Source organism: Citrobacter sp. RHBSTW-00570 (assembly GCF_013739755.1).
Classification (GTDB): domain Bacteria; phylum Pseudomonadota; class Gammaproteobacteria; order Enterobacterales; family Enterobacteriaceae; genus Citrobacter; species Citrobacter braakii.
On record NZ_CP056399.1, the window covers coordinates 2,396,270 to 2,412,040 of the forward strand.

General features: G+C 50.9%; 16 protein-coding genes. 11 read left to right on the forward strand and 5 right to left on the reverse strand.

Features of this window, described 5'->3' with window-relative positions:
- From sapD to sapA, 4 genes are read right to left on the reverse strand one after another with little or no spacing between them, the layout of a single operon-like run.
- On the reverse strand, nucleotides 1-993 hold the full coding sequence (sapD, locus tag HV237_RS11395) for a peptide ABC transporter ATP-binding protein SapD (protein WP_016153234.1): 993 nt from the start codon (nucleotides 991-993) through the stop codon (nucleotides 1-3).
- Nucleotides 993-1,883 carry a peptide ABC transporter permease SapC gene (gene sapC / locus HV237_RS11400; RefSeq protein WP_016156640.1) on the reverse strand — a complete coding sequence of 297 codons (891 nt, stop codon included), beginning with the start codon at nucleotides 1,881-1,883 and terminating at the stop codon, nucleotides 993-995. The genes sapD and sapC overlap by 1 nt, the downstream gene beginning before the upstream one ends.
- Nucleotides 1,870-2,835: a peptide ABC transporter permease SapB gene (gene sapB / locus HV237_RS11405; RefSeq protein ID WP_003020545.1), complete on the reverse strand. Its 966-nt coding sequence runs from the start codon at nucleotides 2,833-2,835 to the stop codon at nucleotides 1,870-1,872. The genes sapC and sapB overlap by 14 nt, the downstream gene beginning before the upstream one ends.
- Nucleotides 2,832-4,475 carry an ABC transporter substrate-binding protein SapA gene (gene sapA / locus HV237_RS11410; RefSeq protein WP_047358094.1) on the reverse strand — a complete coding sequence of 548 codons (1,644 nt, stop codon included), beginning with the start codon at nucleotides 4,473-4,475 and terminating at the stop codon, nucleotides 2,832-2,834. The genes sapB and sapA overlap by 4 nt, the downstream gene beginning before the upstream one ends.
- Nucleotides 4,476-5,260: 785 nt before the next feature.
- Between sapA and HV237_RS11415 the strand changes: the two genes are divergently transcribed.
- Entirely contained in the window at nucleotides 5,261-6,169 is a 909-nt protein-coding gene (locus HV237_RS11415; protein WP_016156638.1) for an SDR family oxidoreductase, read from the forward strand.
- Between the two features lie 105 nt (nucleotides 6,170-6,274).
- On the opposite strand, the gene pspF is transcribed toward HV237_RS11415, so the two are convergent.
- Nucleotides 6,275-7,264 carry a phage shock protein operon transcriptional activator gene (gene pspF / locus HV237_RS11420; protein ID WP_029139556.1) on the reverse strand — a complete coding sequence of 330 codons (990 nt, stop codon included), beginning with the start codon at nucleotides 7,262-7,264 and terminating at the stop codon, nucleotides 6,275-6,277.
- 155 nt (nucleotides 7,265-7,419) lie between these two features.
- On the opposite strand from pspF, the gene pspA reads away from it, so the two are divergent.
- From pspA to HV237_RS11470, 10 genes are all read left to right on the forward strand, one after another.
- Nucleotides 7,420-8,088 carry a phage shock protein PspA gene (gene pspA / locus HV237_RS11425; RefSeq protein ID WP_047358095.1) on the forward strand — a complete coding sequence of 223 codons (669 nt, stop codon included), beginning with the start codon at nucleotides 7,420-7,422 and terminating at the stop codon, nucleotides 8,086-8,088.
- 54 nt (nucleotides 8,089-8,142) lie between these two features.
- A complete protein-coding gene (gene pspB, locus HV237_RS11430) occupies nucleotides 8,143-8,367 on the forward strand; it encodes an envelope stress response membrane protein PspB (protein WP_047358096.1) in 225 nt (74 codons plus the stop codon).
- Nucleotides 8,367-8,726 (forward strand): envelope stress response membrane protein PspC, encoded by a 360-nt coding sequence (gene pspC / locus HV237_RS11435; RefSeq protein WP_003020497.1) that lies wholly within the window; start codon nucleotides 8,367-8,369, stop codon nucleotides 8,724-8,726. Before pspB ends, pspC begins: the two co-directional genes overlap by 1 nt.
- 8 nt (nucleotides 8,727-8,734) lie before the next feature.
- Nucleotides 8,735-8,965, forward strand: a complete 231-nt coding sequence (gene pspD, locus HV237_RS11440) for a phage shock protein PspD (protein ID WP_003833267.1) — start codon at nucleotides 8,735-8,737, stop codon at nucleotides 8,963-8,965.
- A gap of 164 nt (nucleotides 8,966-9,129) precedes the next feature.
- Nucleotides 9,130-10,836, forward strand: a complete 1,707-nt coding sequence (locus HV237_RS11445; RefSeq protein ID WP_047358097.1) for a sugar phosphorylase — start codon at nucleotides 9,130-9,132, stop codon at nucleotides 10,834-10,836.
- 16 nt (nucleotides 10,837-10,852) lie between these two features.
- Nucleotides 10,853-12,145: an ABC transporter substrate-binding protein gene (locus HV237_RS11450; RefSeq protein WP_047358098.1), complete on the forward strand. Its 1,293-nt coding sequence runs from the start codon at nucleotides 10,853-10,855 to the stop codon at nucleotides 12,143-12,145.
- 20 nt (nucleotides 12,146-12,165) lie between these two features.
- On the forward strand, nucleotides 12,166-13,047 hold the full coding sequence (locus HV237_RS11455) for a sugar ABC transporter permease (protein WP_003840754.1): 882 nt from the start codon (nucleotides 12,166-12,168) through the stop codon (nucleotides 13,045-13,047).
- Complete coding sequence (locus tag HV237_RS11460) at nucleotides 13,034-13,876, forward strand: carbohydrate ABC transporter permease (RefSeq protein ID WP_047358099.1); 843 nt, start codon at nucleotides 13,034-13,036, stop codon at nucleotides 13,874-13,876. Before HV237_RS11455 ends, HV237_RS11460 begins: the two co-directional genes overlap by 14 nt.
- 27 nt (nucleotides 13,877-13,903) lie before the next feature.
- Nucleotides 13,904-14,956: a zinc-binding alcohol dehydrogenase gene (locus HV237_RS11465; RefSeq protein WP_016153224.1), complete on the forward strand. Its 1,053-nt coding sequence runs from the start codon at nucleotides 13,904-13,906 to the stop codon at nucleotides 14,954-14,956.
- A 16-nt stretch (nucleotides 14,957-14,972) separates the two neighbouring features.
- Nucleotides 14,973-15,761: a sugar phosphate isomerase/epimerase gene (locus HV237_RS11470; protein WP_047358100.1), complete on the forward strand. Its 789-nt coding sequence runs from the start codon at nucleotides 14,973-14,975 to the stop codon at nucleotides 15,759-15,761.
- Nucleotides 15,762-15,771: the final 10 nt, after the last annotated feature.

The window sequence follows — 15,771 nt, forward strand, 5'->3', positions numbered from 1 at the left end:
TCACTCTCTCTCCATGTTCAACGGGAAATGACAGGCGTAGAGATGATTCTTTGCTCCGGTCAGTCTTGGGGTTTCGATACATTCGCGCTGAGCATAAGGGCAGCGCGGCCCCAGACGACAGCCGATAGGTAATTGTTCCAGCAATGGAATGGCTCCTGGCATGGTATTCAGGCGGCTTTTGTGCGGCATTGCGCTACCAAAATCAGGAATGGCGCGAATCAACGCTTGGGTATAAGGATGATGCGGAATAGTCACCAGCTCTTTACTGGGCGCAGTTTCCACCGTTTGCCCACAGTACATCACGTTAATTTTGTCAGCCCACTGGCTGAGCATTTGCAGGTCATGGCTGATCAACAAAATGGTGGTATTGCTGTTTTGGTTCAGCCGGGTCAGCAGGCGGAAAATTTGCGCCTGAGTGGTTGGCTCCATCGCGTTCGTTGGTTCGTCGGCAATCAGTAAACGCGGCTGATTAGCCAGGGCGATTGCGATCATCACCTTCTGGCATTCGCCGTCGGTCAGTTCATACGGGAAGCTGCGCATCGCATCTTTATGATCTTTTATCCCGACGCGGTGCAGGAGTTCAATCGCGCGGCGTTTACGCCAGCCGATGCGCTGCCACCAGCGGCCTTTATAAGTCCATGCCGGAATATTTTGCATCAGTTGTCGTCCAATGCGCTCAGACGGATCGAGACACGATTGCGGTTCCTGAAAGATCATGGAAACGTTATGGCCGACCAGCTTGCGTCGTTCACGCGCGGAAAGGCGCAACAGATCGATATCATCAAAGCGCATGCGGTCTGCGGTTACGCGCCAGTTATCTTTAGCGACGCCGCAAATGGCCTTGGCGATCAGGCTCTTGCCCGATCCAGACTCGCCAACCAGTCCGCGGATTTCACCTTCATTGAGGGTCATACTGACGCGGTCAACCGCCTTCACCCAGTCGTCGCCGGTTCTGAATTCAATGGTCAGGTTGCGGATATCCAGTAATGGCATTATTCCACCCCCGCAATAATTGCCCGGCGCACGCCATCACCCAGCAGGTTAACCAGCAGCACGCTTATCATAATCGCCGCACCTGGCAGCATAACCGTCCACGGTGCGACATAAATCAGCTCCAGCGCGTCGCCAAGCATGGCTCCCCATTCTGGTGACGGCAACTGTGCGCCAAGGTCGAGAAAACCCAGCGCGGCGATGTCCAGAATCGCCATCGACAGCGCACGGGTGATTTCAGTGATAAGTCCGGCGGTAATATTGGGCAGAACGGCAAACCACAGGATATTGAGCGTGGTTGCGCCGTCCAGGCGAGCGGCGATAACGTACTCTTTTTCCAGCTCGTCATGCACCATGCTGTAGACGGAGCGTACCATGCGCGGCAGCAGCGCCAGCCAGACGGCAAACATCGCGTGTGTCAGATGCGGTCCGGCAAAGGCCACCACAATAATCGCCAACAGCAGCGAAGGGATCGAGAGTAGGGTGTCCAGAATGTGGTTCAGCACCGCGGAGCGCAAACCGTGCGTTGCGCCGGCAACCACGCCCAGTAACAGGCCACATAGTGTGGCGGCGAGGGTGACGACAAACGCGCCGCCAACGGTCGGGGCCGCGCCGCTGAGCAGGCGACTTAGCACGTCACGCCCGAGATCGTCAGTTCCGAGGAAAAATGAGACTTCGCCATAGCGCGACCATGACGGCGGTAAAAGCTGATAGCCGAGGAATTGCTGGTCGATGCCATAAGGGGCAAACCAACCACCAAAAATACACAGAATCGCCAATCCTGCGCAGCCATACAGACCGATCATCGCAGTCGCATCGCCGTAAAAATTGCGCCATGCGGTGCGCAGCGTACCCGGCGGGCGCTTTTCGCTGTATACGCTATCGTAAGGCATACCATTCCTTATGTTTCAGAGGGTTAGCCATAGCACCCAAAATATCAGAGATGACGTTAACGATGATAACCAGTGAGCCAATCACCATGACGCCCGCCGAAATTGCCGCGTAATCCTGCTGGCGAATTGCGTTAATCAGCCAACGGCCAAGACCTGGCCAGCTAAAGACCATCTCGGTGATCATCGCCAGCGTCAGCATGGTGGAAAACTGTAAGCCCAGACGCGGGATCACCGGCGGAAGAGCGTTGTGCAGAACGTGACGGCGCAGAATGGTTAAGCGTGACAGACCGCGCGTGGCGGCCGCTTTAACATAGTTTTGATCAAAGACCTCGATGGTGCTGATTCGCATCAGGCGAATAACTTCCGTGGTAGGGGCGACGGAAAGCGTCAACACCGGAAGCACCATGTGACGGATTGCGCTGACCAGCATTTCATCGCGCCAGGGCGAGTCGGAGATCCACGCATCAATAATGGCAAATCCGGTAACGGGCTTCACTTCATAGAGAAGATCAAAGCGTCCCGAAACGGGAAGCCAGCCGAGAGTCAGTGAGAAGAGCAACGTCAGCAACAGCGCCAGCCAAAAAACCGGAATGGAAAAGCCCATCAACGCTAAGGCGCTGATGCAGCGGTCCTGCCACTTGTTCCGCGTGATGCCTGCCAGCATACCAACGGGGATCCCAACCATCAGCGCAAAACCAAAGGCCAGAATGCACAGTTCCATCGTCGCCGGGAACACCTCCTTCAACTGTTCTGAAATCAACTGACCGTTAATACTGGATACACCAAAATCCCAGTGAATGAGGCCATTGAACCAGAATACCCAGGCGTTCCACAGCGATGCGCCCTGTAACGGCGCATGAGGTGTGAAGTAGCTCAGGCTGAATCCAATAAAGGTCAGGAAGAAGAGGGTGACCAGCAGCAATAAAAAACGACGCAGGGTGAAGATAATCATGGCTTTTTCACCTCATCTTTCTTTTCCCTGGAAACCCCGGCAAAAGATGCATTGCCGAACGGACTCAGCACCAGTCCTTTGATATCGTAACGATAAGCCTGTAGACGCAGTGAAGAGGCCAGCGGCAGGATCGGTAACTCTTTCGCGAGAATATTTTGCGCTTCGTCATAGGCATCAATTCGCGATGAGAGTTGCTGCGAAGAGAGGGCCTTGCGCAGAACGCTGTCAAATTCCGGATTACACCAGTGGGCGAAGTTAGTCTGCGAGTTGATGGCGGCGCAGCTTAGCAACGGTCGGAAAAAACTGTCAGGATCGTTACTGTCCGTCGCCCAACCGGATAACGTTAGATCATGGTTCATATCCATTAATCGCGCCTCCTGAAAACGACCTTCTACCGGAATGATTTTAACTTTTACACCCACCTGAGCCATGTCAGCCTGAATCAGCTCGGCGGTTTTCAGTGGACTGGGGTTCCAGGCCTGAGAACTGGTGGGTACCCAAAGCTGTAATGTCAGGTTCTCCAGCCCCAATGCTTTTAATTGCTCGCGCGATTTTGCCGGATTGTACTCTGTAATTTTAGCTTCGTTGTCATAAGCCCACGAGGCGCGAGGCAAAATAGATGCTGCGGTTTCCGCCGTCCCGTAGTAGATGGACTGCATCAGCCGTTGGTTATTAATGGCCAGCGCCAGCGCATGCCGCACGGCGGGATTATTCATCGGTGGTTTATTGGTATTGAATGCCAGATAGGCGATGTTCATCCCCGGGCGCAGGGTTAGACGCAGGCGCGGGTCATCACGCAAAATGCTGAGCTGACTGGCGGCAGGCCAGGCCAGAACATCACACTCACCGGTCAGGAGTTTCGATAGACGTCCGGTGCCGCCAGAGCCGAGGTCCACAACCACCTGCGGCATCAGAGGAGTACCACGCCAGAATTTTTCATGGCGCTGCAGTCGAACATATTGCCCTGCGCGATTCTCCGAAAGCTGGTACGGTCCGGTGCCGACGGGTTGTCTGTCGAGCAGCTCCTGACGATCCTGTTTTGCCAATTTAGCCGCATATTCTGCTGACATCACGGAGGCATAGTGCGTGGCAAGGTGCCACATGAAGGAGGCATCGGGCTGAGTTAAGCGGAACTCAACGGTGTTGTTGTCCAGCTTGCGTACGCTTTGGACGTTATCGGCGAACTGTAGGCTGTCGAAGTAGGGGAAACTGCTACCGTTTACATTGTGCCACGGATGCTGGCGATCAAAGATGCGCTCGAAGGTAAACACCACGTCGTCTGCATTCAGTTTGCGGGTGGGGGTGAACCAGGCCGTCTTCTGAAACTGGACGTCACGACGCAGATGGAAGCGGTAGGTTGCGCCGTTATCCAGCACCTCCCAGCTTTCAGCCAGCTCAGGCACCAGTCGATAGGTGTACGGATCGACATCGAGTAGTCGGTCATACAGCTGGGCTGCCAGGGTGTCGACGATAAGACCGCTGCTCGCTTTTTGCGGGTTGAACGTATTGACCTGCCCGCTAACGCAATAGACAAAGCCGCTGTCACGAATATCAGCATGCGAAGCCTGTTCAGGCGCGGCAGCAGCCTGACCACTCAGAAATCCAGCCATCACGATCAGAGATGATAAAACCAGGCGCATAATTTTAAAGGATTATAAATAAAGAGGCTATCTTACTAATATTTAATGACATTTGCCATTACCGTTTGTGTTTGGGAGTAACAGGCTCGATAAGCGCGAGTTCAACACCGCGACATGGTCAAAATTCATACCTGCTATCCACTTTGAATTTACTCTGTTAACTATCTTAGCATTTTCATGACCCATCTGACTCGTTAAAACGCGGGATTCGCTGGCTGACAGAAAAATGTGAGGGGGACGTGGGGGAAAGTGACCATGACCGCCGGGAGAGAGCATCAGCAATATCGCGGGGAAAGTGAAATATAAAAATAATCTCATAATGGTTCTATGGATAATTTCATTCGTTCTCCATTTCGATAGGGTTGAGATGTTAAGTTTGGTTGCTATTTATTCATGCTGAGCGTTAGATAATTCTTAAATGATAAAGAGTAATGAATCATAACGTTGGTAAAATATAAGCGAGGCGACGTAGGTAGATGAACACAGGAAAAACAGTTGCATAGGGATTTATTAACGTCTCGCTTCTGAGTGGTATCTCGTTACTCAATAAAATTGTCTGGCCTGTTAAGGTTTTTTTATGTATCTCATTGATATATATTGATATAAAAGTCATGAGTTAAGCAGGGATTAATCTCATAAAATACTCGAAAGCGCGATGCGGTGATTAGTGTATCGGTAGAGGTGATATTACGCGAAATATTAAATTGCGGTGAATTACAAAGGTCATGCCACTCATTTTGGTCTACGCTTAATAATCTTTGTGATAAAAAATGAGAGGTATTTAAATGGCTGACTTAAACAATGAAAAAAAGACCATCAATAAAACTCATTCTGCGCGTTTTCCGGCACCGCCTTTTCCACAGCAGAAGCAACCCTTCCCAGGGCTGGCCGGAAAAATGCAACCGCGTCCCGATCATGGGGAGGAGAGCTATCAGGGAAGCGGTCGATTGAATGGGCGCAAGGTATTAATTACCGGGGGGGATTCAGGGATTGGCCGTGCTGTTGCCATTGCTTATGCCCGTGAAGGCGCTGATGTTGCGATCAACTATTTACCTGATGAAGAAGACGATGCGCGTGAAGTGGTCGACTTGATAAAAAAAGCAGGCAGAAATGTCGTGGCTATCCCCGGAGATATTCGAGATGAAACTTTTTGCGGCCAACTGGTTAAACAGGCGGTAAAAGGGCTGGGTGGGTTGGATATCCTCGTCAATAATGCGGGTCGTCAGCAATTTTGCGAGTCTATTGAGGCGCTCACCACAGAAGATTTCGATGCCACATTCAAGACTAATGTCTACGCTATGTTTTGGATCACCAAAGCGGCTATCCCCCATCTTTCACGAGACAGCGTGATAATTAATACCTCCTCGGTACAGGCTTATGAGCCTAGTGAAATCCTGCTTGACTATGCTCAGACCAAAGCGGCGATCGTGGCATTTACTAAATCGCTGGCGAAACAGCTGGCACCGAAAGGGATACGGGTTAATGCCGTAGCGCCAGGCCCATACTGGACTGTACTGCAATGCTGTGGCGGTCAGCCACAGGAAAAAGTGGAGAAGTTTGGGGCAAATGCACCGCTGGGTCGTCCGGGTCAACCAGTGGAAATTGCGCCGCTTTATGTCACTTTGGCCGCTGAAGAGAACAGTTATACATCCGGCCAGGTTTGGTGCTCTGATGGGGGGACAGGGACCCTCTGACGTTTATGCTCCGTGAGTCGAAAAGTCAGAGGGGAAAGTGACTTTAATGGACGAGTGCTGACAATAAAGCGTCAAACCCTCCAATATAACGTTGGCAGAGGCGCGCTAAATCTGGTGTTTCTTAAGCAACGCGCGTAGCTGATGGTAAGTCAGACCCAGTAATTCAGCGGCTTTTTTCTGATTAAATTTTGCCTGCTGCAAACTGGTTTGTAGAAAGTCTTTCTCTTGTTGCTGCTGGAATTCACGCAGATCCAGCGGTAATGCTACAGATGTCTGCTTTGGTGGTGCTGCCTGTGGCTGCGCAACATGGCGGCGGAAGGGGTCAATGATGATCTCATCCAGCGGGTAATCGCTGGTACCGTGCCGGTAAACGGAGCGCTCCACGACGTTTTTCAGTTCACGAATATTACCCGGCCAACGGTAATGGAGGAGGGTTTCTCTGGCCTCGGCGCTAAATCCCGGAAAAAGCGGTAACCCGATCTCGCGGCACATCTGAATGGCAAAGTGTTCGGCCATTAACATGATGTCGCTTTGACGCTCGCGTAGTGGGGGAAGTTGCACCACGTCAAAGGCCAGACGATCCAGCAGGTCTGCGCGGAAAGTGCCTTCGCTGACCATACGTGGCAGGTCGGCATTGGTCGCGCAGACCAGTCGCACGTTAACCTGCAAGGGCTGGCTGCCGCCGACGCGTTCCAGCTCGCCATACTCAATTACGCGCAGCAGTTTTTCCTGTACCAGCATTGGCGCTGTCGCCAGTTCATCAAGAAACAGCGTGCCACCGTCGGCGCGTTCGAAACGTCCTGGATGGCGTTTTTGCGCACCAGTAAACGCACCAGCTTCGTGACCAAACAGTTCGGAATCAAGTAAGTTCTCGTTGAGAGCTGCGCAGTTAAGCGAAATAAATGGGCCCTGCCAACGGCTGGAGAGGTAGTGCAGGCGGTTGGCAATAAGCTCTTTCCCCGTACCTCGCTCACCGATAACCAGTACAGGTTTATCCAGCGGCGCCAGATGAGAAACCTGTTCCAGCACTTCAATAAAGCTGTTCGCTTCGCCCAGAATATTGTCTTTGTATCCTGCCATGATGAAATTCACCACTTGTTAGTGTTATTCACCAATTTACCCTAATTCTCCCGTCAGGTAAAATTGGATATTTACATTAAAATCAATTAGTTAAAAAGTTGGCACGCCAAGTGCATTACGAAAACAGCAGGGCATAGCCCGATATCAGAACAGTAAGTGAGGATTACATTATGGGTATTTTTTCTCGTTTTGCCGACATCGTGAACGCCAACATTAATGCGTTGCTGGAAAAGGCTGAAGATCCGCAGAAGCTGGTGCGGTTAATGATCCAGGAAATGGAAGATACGCTGGTTGAGGTGCGCTCAAACTCCGCACGCGCTCTGGCAGAAAAGAAACAATTATCTCGCCGTATCGAACTGGCCAGCGCACAACAGGCAAAGTGGCAAGAAAAAGCCGAGCTGGCGCTGCGTAAAGAGAAAGAAGATTTGGCGCGTTCTGCTTTAATCGAAAAACAGAAACTGACTGATCTGATTGCTTCTCTGGAGCATGAGGTGACGCTGGTTGACGATACGCTGGCGCGAATGAAAAAAGAGATCGGTGAGCTGGAAAATAAACTCAGTGAAACCCGTGCTCGTCAGCAGGCATTGATGCTGCGCCATCAGGCTGCGAGCTCTTCGCGTGATGTTCGTCGTCAACTGGACAGCGGTAAGCTGGATGAAGCGATGGCACGCTTTGAATCTTTCGAGCGTCGTATCGATCAGATGGAAGCTGAGGCCGAAAGCCATAACTTCGGTAAACAGCAGTCTCTGGATCAGCAATTTGCTGACCTGAAAGCAGATGATGAAATCAGCGAGCAACTGGCGCAACTTAAAGCCAAAATGCAGCAAGATAAGCAATAATAACATCTGGCGGCGCCCGAACGCGCCGCCGCTCATCACCTGTAAGGAGTACTCATGAGCGCGCTATTTCTGGCTATCCCATTAACCATCTTTGTGCTGTTCGTTTTACCGATTTGGCTCTGGCTGCATTACAGCAACCGTTCCAGTCGTGGCGAACTGGCTGAAAGTGAACAGCAACGTCTGGTAGAACTCAACGATGACGCACAGCGGATGCGCGAGCGCATTCAGGCGCTGGAAGACATCCTTGATGCTGAACATCCAAACTGGAGGGACCGCTAATGGGAGGCGTTAATCTGAACAAAAAACTGTGGCGTATTCCGCAACAGGGCATGGTGAAGGGGGTTTGCGCAGGTATTGCGCATTACCTCGATGTGCCTGTGAAGCTGGTACGGATCCTGGTGGTGTTGTCCGTCTTTTTTGGTCTGGCCTTTTTCACCTTCGTCGCTTACATCGTGCTGACGTTTGTGTTGGACCCGATGCCGGACAATGTGGTTTCCGGTGAGCAGCAGCCATCAAGCGGCGAGCTGTTGGATGCCGTCGATCGCGAGCTGGCGGCAAGTGAAAAGCGTTTGCGTGAAATGGAGCGTTATGTCACGTCTGATACCTTTTCATTGCGCAGCCGTTTCCGCCAATTGTGAGGATAGAAATGAACAATCGCTGGCAACGTGCCGGGCAAAGGGTTAAGCCGGGCTTTAAAATAGCAGGTAAGCTGGTGCTTTTAACTGCGCTTCGTTACGGCCCGGCGGGGGTAGCAGGGTGGGCGGTGAAGTCCGTCGCTCGACGCCCGCTTAAAATGCTGCTGGCGTTGGTCCTGGAGCCGGTTTTGAGTCGGGCAGCGGCAAAATTATCGAAACGCTATTCAGGTAATCAACCCTGATATCCGAATCAGCAAAAGCAAGCAACAATTAATCAACATTCCCTCTGTTAATTTGCGGCAGCTCACAAATACGATTTTTTGGCTGCCGAAATTCTTTTATTATCCCCCTCCTGGCCACCTCAGCCGATTGACAGCTTATTTCCCGCAGAGTAGTCTCTTGACTCATGGGACCGCTACCACGAGAATTGAAGGTGAACCAAAAAATCCAAAAATGCCTGGCAGAAGTTTATGGTGATACGTTTACTTCATGCCACTATGAAGCGCTGATTGCACGTTTAGAGAAATCACAGGGATTAATTAAAAAAATCCGTAAAGTGCATTGGGACGAGGGCGATGTGGTTCTTATTACCTACGCCGATCAATTCCACGGGGCAGGCAAAAAACCATTGCCGATGTTTAATCAGTTTTATAATGAATGGCTTAAGTCGACATTTTCTCATGTGCATCTGTTGCCGTTTTATCCGTGGTCATCGGATGATGGTTTTTCCGTAATTAATTACCATCAGGTTGCTGAAGAAACCGGTGACTGGAATGATATTAAGCAATTGGGTAAATCCAGTCGACTGATGTTTGATTTTGTTTGTAACCATATGTCAGCGAAAAGCGAATGGTTTAATAACTATTTGCAACAGCTTGACGGTTATGAAGATTTCTTTATTGCGATGGATCCTGATACGGACCTGAGCAACGTAACGCGTCCACGCGCATTACCGTTACTGACGCCTTTTACGCTGAAAGATAACACTGTACGCTATTTATGGACGACGTTCAGCGACGACCAGATCGATCTCAACTATGCCAACCCGATAGTGTTACTGGCGATGGTCGATGTGCTATTGAGTTATCTTGAGCAGGGCGCCGATTATGTCCGCCTGGATGCGGTTGGCTTTATGTGGAAAGAGCCTGGAACGACCTGTATTCACCTGGAAAAAACGCATCAGCTTATCAAACTATTTCGCGCTATTGCTGACTGCGCGGCGCCTGGTACGGCGATTATTACCGAAACAAACGTTCCGCATAAGGATAATGTGTCCTACTACGGAAATGGCCGTGATGAAGCGCATATGGTGTACCAGTTCTCGTTACCGCCGCTGGTGCTGCATGCGGTACAACGCCAGGATACCTCAACCTTGTGCCAGTGGGCGCAATCACTGGAACTGCCGTCCAGTGAGACCACCTGGTTTAATTTCCTCGCATCGCATGACGGCATTGGTCTCAACCCATTACGTGGTTTGTTACCTGAAGACGAGATCGTGCGCCTGGTGACGGAATTACAACAGGAAGGCGCGCTGGTTAACTGGAAAAATAACCCTGATGGTAGTCGCAGTCCGTATGAAATTAACGTGACATATATGGACGCACTAACGCCAGGCAATTGTAGTGATGCCGAACGTTTTTCCCGCTTTATTCTCGCACATGCCATTTTGCTGAGTTTTCCGGGTGTACCTGCGGTTTACATTCAAAGCATTCTTGGGTCACGCAATGATTATAAAGGTGTCGAGGCGCTAGGTTATAACCGCGCGATCAACCGCAAAAAATATCAAATAAGCCAAATCGAAACGGAGCTGGCAGATGAAACCAGTTTGCGCCACGCTATTTATCATGAATTATCCCGATTAATTGTAATACGTCGTAGTAATAAAGCATTTCACCCTGATAGTGATTTTCAGATTAGCTGTGTTACACCGGCTGTAATGCAAATTAAACGTACGGCGGAAACAGGCGAAAAAATTACCGGATTATTTAATGTCAGCGGTCATACGCAAACCATTAGTATTGATGTTGAAAATGGATTTGATTTGATTAGCGGTAAAACTATTTCAGGTAAAGAATTAACGTTGAACGCCTGGCAGGTCATGTGGGTTAAGTAATAAAAAGGAACATTTCATGCTTAAAACTAAAATTGTGCTGATTTCAGCACTGGTTTCCTGCGCCCTGGTTTCCGGGTGTAAGGATGATAAAAAGTCCTCTGTTGCGATTGAATTTATGCACTCTTCTGTTGAACAGGAGCGGCAGGCGGTTATTGCAAAACTGATTGAGCGTTTTGAAAAAGAGAACCCGGGGATCAGTGTCAAACAGGTTCCTGTAGAAGAAGATGCCTACAACACCAAGGTCATTACCCTGGCGCGGAGCGGTTCACTGCCTGAAGTCATTGAAACCAGCCATGACTACGCGAAAGTTATGGATAAAGAATCACTTATCGATCGTAAAGCCGTAGCGCAGGTCATCAACGCCGTAGGTGAAGGTACTTTTTATGATGGCGTGCTGCGTATTGTGCGTACTGAAGACGGTACTGCCTGGACCGGGGTTCCGGTTAGCGCCTGGATTGGCGGGATCTGGTATCGCAAAGATGTGCTGGCAAAAGCTGGGCTGGAAGAGCCAAAAGACTGGCAACAACTGCTGAGCGTGGCGCAGAAGCTAAACAATCCTGGTAGTAAGAAATATGGTATTGCGCTGCCCACGGCGGAAAGCGTTTTGACCGAACAGTCATTTTCCCAGTTCGCGCTCTCAAACCAGGCCAACGTTTTTGATGCGCAAGGAAAGATAACGCTCAACACACCTGAAATGGCGCAGGCGCTGCAGTATTACCGCCAATTGGCAATGAACACCATGCCGGGCTCAAACGACATCATGGAAGTCAAAGACGCGTTCATGAACGGCACGGCGCCGATGGCGATTTATTCCACCTATATCCTCCCGGCGGTGATTAAAGAGGGTGACCCTAAAAATGTGGGCTTTATGGTGCCGACGGAAAAAAACTCCGCTGTTTACGGCATGCTGACGTCGTTAACCATTACCGCGGGTCAAAAGTCTGAAGAGACAGAAGCGGCAGAGAAATTTGTCACCTTTATGGAGCAGGCCGACAACATCGCGGACTGGGTCATGATGTCGCCAGGGGCGGCGCTGCCGGTCAACAAAGCAGTGGTGAATACCCCGACGTGGAAAGATAACACTGTCATCAAAGCGCTGGGTGAATTACCCGATCAGCTGATTGCCGAACTGCCGAATATCCAGGTGTTTGGTGCCGTCGGCGATAAGAACTTCACCCGCATGGGCGACGTCACAGGCTCCGGTGTTGTGAGCTCAATGGTGCACAACGTGACGGTAGGCAAAGCCGACCTCGTCACCACGATTGAAGCGAGCCAGAAAAAACTGGATGACCTCGTTGAACAGCGCTAATGGGGAAATGGAAAGCCGTGATGAATAAGTTCTTTTCAGGTCGATCTGATATGCCATTCGCCATGCTGCTGCTGGCGCCCAGCTTGCTGTTGCTGGGCGGTTTAGTGGCGTGGCCGATGATATCTAACATCGAAATCAGCTTTATGCGACTGCCGCTGAATCCGCAAATTGAGTCTACGTTTGTCGGGTTGAGCAACTATATCCGTATCTTATCCGATCCCGGATTCTGGCATTCGCTGTGGATGACGGTCTGGTATACCGCGCTGGTTGTGGCAGGAAGCACGGTACTGGGGCTGGGCGTAGCGATGTTTTTTAACCGTGAGTTTCGTCTGCGGAAAACGGCGCGCTCACTGGTCATCCTCTCTTACGTGACGCCATCAATTTCGCTGGTGTTTGCCTGGAAATACATGTTCAACAACGGCTACGGCATTGTGAACTACCTCGGCGTGGATCTGTTGCATCTCTACGATCAGGCACCGCTGTGGTTCGACAATCCCGGCAGCAGCTTCGCGCTGGTCGTGCTGTTCGCCATCTGGCGCTACTTCCCGTATGCCTTTATCTCGTTTCTGGCGATTTTACAGACGATTGATAAATCGTTGTATGAGGCGGCAGAAATGGACGGCGCGAATGCCTGGCAACGGTTTCGTATCGTCACGCTGCCAGCGATTATGCCGGTGCTGGCAACCGTGGTCACACTGCGCACGATCTGGATGTTTTACATGTTCGCCGATGTTTATCTGCTGACCACTAAAGTCGATATTCTCGGGGTCTATCTCTATAAAACAGCGTTTGCATTTAACGACTTAGGCAAAGCGGCCGCTATTTCTGTCGTCCTCTTCGTCATTATTTTCGCTGTTATCCTGCTGACCAGAAAACGGGTGAACCTCAATGGCAACAAATAAGCGCACACTTGGCCGCATCGGCTTTTACTGTGGATTAATTGTCTTCCTGGGCATCACGCTATTCCCATTTTTTGTGATGCTGATGACCTCATTTAAAAGCGCCAAAGAGGCGATCTCGCTGCATCCGACGTTGTTACCGCAGCAATGGACGCTGGAACATTACATCGACATCTTCAACCCGATGATTTTCCCGTTTGTTGACTACTTCCGTAATAGCCTGGTGGTATCGGTCACTTCTTCGATGGTGGCGGTGTTTCTCGGCGTGCTCGGGGCGTATGCGCTTTCCCGCCTGCGTTTTAAAGGGCGAATGACCATCAATGCCAGCTTTTACACGGTGTACATGTTTTCGGGGATCCTGCTGGTGGTGCCGCTATTCAAAATCATTACGGCACTTGGCATCTATGACACCGAAATGGCGTTGATTATCACCATGGTCACCCAGACGCTGCCGACCGCGGTGTTCATGCTGAAAAGCTACTTCGACACCATTCCGGATGAAATAGAAGAAGCCGCGATGATGGATGGATTGAACCGTCTGCAGATCATCTTTCGCATTACCGTGCCGTTGGCGATGTCCGGTCTGGTTTCGGTCTTTGTGTACTGCTTTATGGTGGCGTGGAATGACTATCTGTTTGCCTCGATTTTCCTCTCCAGCGCCAGCAATTTTACCTTACCGGTCGGTCTGAACGCGCTGTTCAGTACGCCTGACTATATCTGGGGACGCATGATGGCGGCATCGTTAGTCACCGCATTGCCGGTCGTCATTATGTATGCGCTTTCCGAACGTTTTATTAAAAGTGGTTTGACCGCAGGCGGCGTGAAAGGCTAAGCGGCCAGTTTAATTAAGGAGTTGTAAATGAAGAAGTTAGTTGCCACAGAACCGCGTGTTGCGGCGCTGGTGGAATATGAAGACAGAGCTGTATCCGCCAATGAAGTGAAAGTTCGCGTTCGCTTTGGTGCGCCAAAACATGGCACGGAAGTGGTCGATTTTCGCGCTGCCAGTCCGTTTATTGACGAAGATTTTAACGGCGAATGGCAAATGTTCATGCCGCGTCCGGAAGGGGCGCCGCGCGGGATTGAATTCGGCAAGTTCCAGCTTGGCAACATGGTGGTGGGCGATGTTATTGAGTGTGGCAGCGATGTGACCGAATACGCCGTTGGCGATTCAGTCTGCGGCTACGGCCCACTGGCAGAAACGGTTTTCTTTAATGCGGTAAACAACTACAAACTGCGCAAAATGCCGGAAGGTAGTTCGTGGAAAAATGCCGTGTGCTATGACCCGGCACAGTTCGCCATGAGTGGCGTGCGCGACGCCAATGTGCGTGTCGGCGACTTTGTTGTCATCGTCGGCTTAGGGGCGATTGGCCAGATTGCCGTCCAACTGGCTAAGAAAGCGGGAGCCTCGGTGGTCATTGGCGTGGATCCGATTGCCCATCGTTGCGATATCGCGCGTCGTCATGGCGCGGATTTCTGTCTGAATCCTATTGGCACCGATGTCGGCATGGAAATTAAGAAGCTGACCGGCAAGCAGGGCGCGGATGTGATTATCGAAACCAGCGGCTATGCGGATGCGTTGCAATCGGCGTTACGCGGCCTGGCCTATGGTGGAACCATCTCCTATGTTGCTTTCGCGAAACCTTTTGCAGAAGGCTTCAACCTGGGGCGTGAAGCGCACTTCAACAACGCCAAAATTGTCTTCTCCCGTGCCTGCAGTGAGCCAAATCCGGATTATCCGCGCTGGAGCCGCAAGCGTATTGAGGAGACCTGTTGGGAACTGTTGATGAACGGTTACCTGAACTGTGAAGAACTTATTGACCCGGTAGTGACATTTGCCAGCAGCCCGGAAAGCTATATGCAGTATGTCGATCGCCATCCGGAAAAGAGCATCAAAATGGGCGTGACGTTTTAATTAAGGAATGCAGAAGATGAAAATTGGAACACAGAACCAGGTTTTTTTTCCGGAAAATATTCTCGAGAAATTCCGTTACATCAAAGAGATGGGGTTTGACGGTTTTGAAATTGACGGCAAGCTGCTGGTTAACAACCTGGCAGAAGTGAAAGCAGCAATCAAAGAAACAGGCCTGCCCGTCACCACCGCCTGTGGAGGATATGACGGTTGGATCGGTGATTTTATCGAAGAGCGTCGTTTGAATGGCTTACAGCAGATTACCCACATTCTCGAAGCGCTGGCCGAAGTCGGTGGGCAGGGCATTATTGTACCCGCTGCATGGGGCATGTTTACCTTCCGCTTACCGCCGATGACCTCTCCGCGCAGCCTGGCAGGCGATCGTAAAGCAGTAAGTGATTCATTGATTTATCTCGATAAAGTTGCCGAGCGTACGGGGACGGTGGTGTATCTGGAGCCGCTTAATCGCTATCAGGATCATATGATCAACACCCTGGCGGATGCCCGTCGCTATATCGTGGAAAACAACCTGAAGCATGTGCAAATCATTGGTGATTTTTACCATATGAATATCGAAGAAGACGATATGGCTCAGGCGCTGCATGACAATCGCGATCTGCTGGGACACGTCCATATTGCGGATAACCATCGTTATCAGCCGGGGAGCGGTACGCTGGATTTCACTGCGCTGTTTGATCAGTTGCGTGAAGATAATTATCAGGGTTACGTCGTGTACGAAGGGCGTGTACGGGCAGAGAACCTGCCGGAAGCGTACCGTCAGTCACTGGCCTGGCTGCGTACCTGCTAAGAGGATTTCT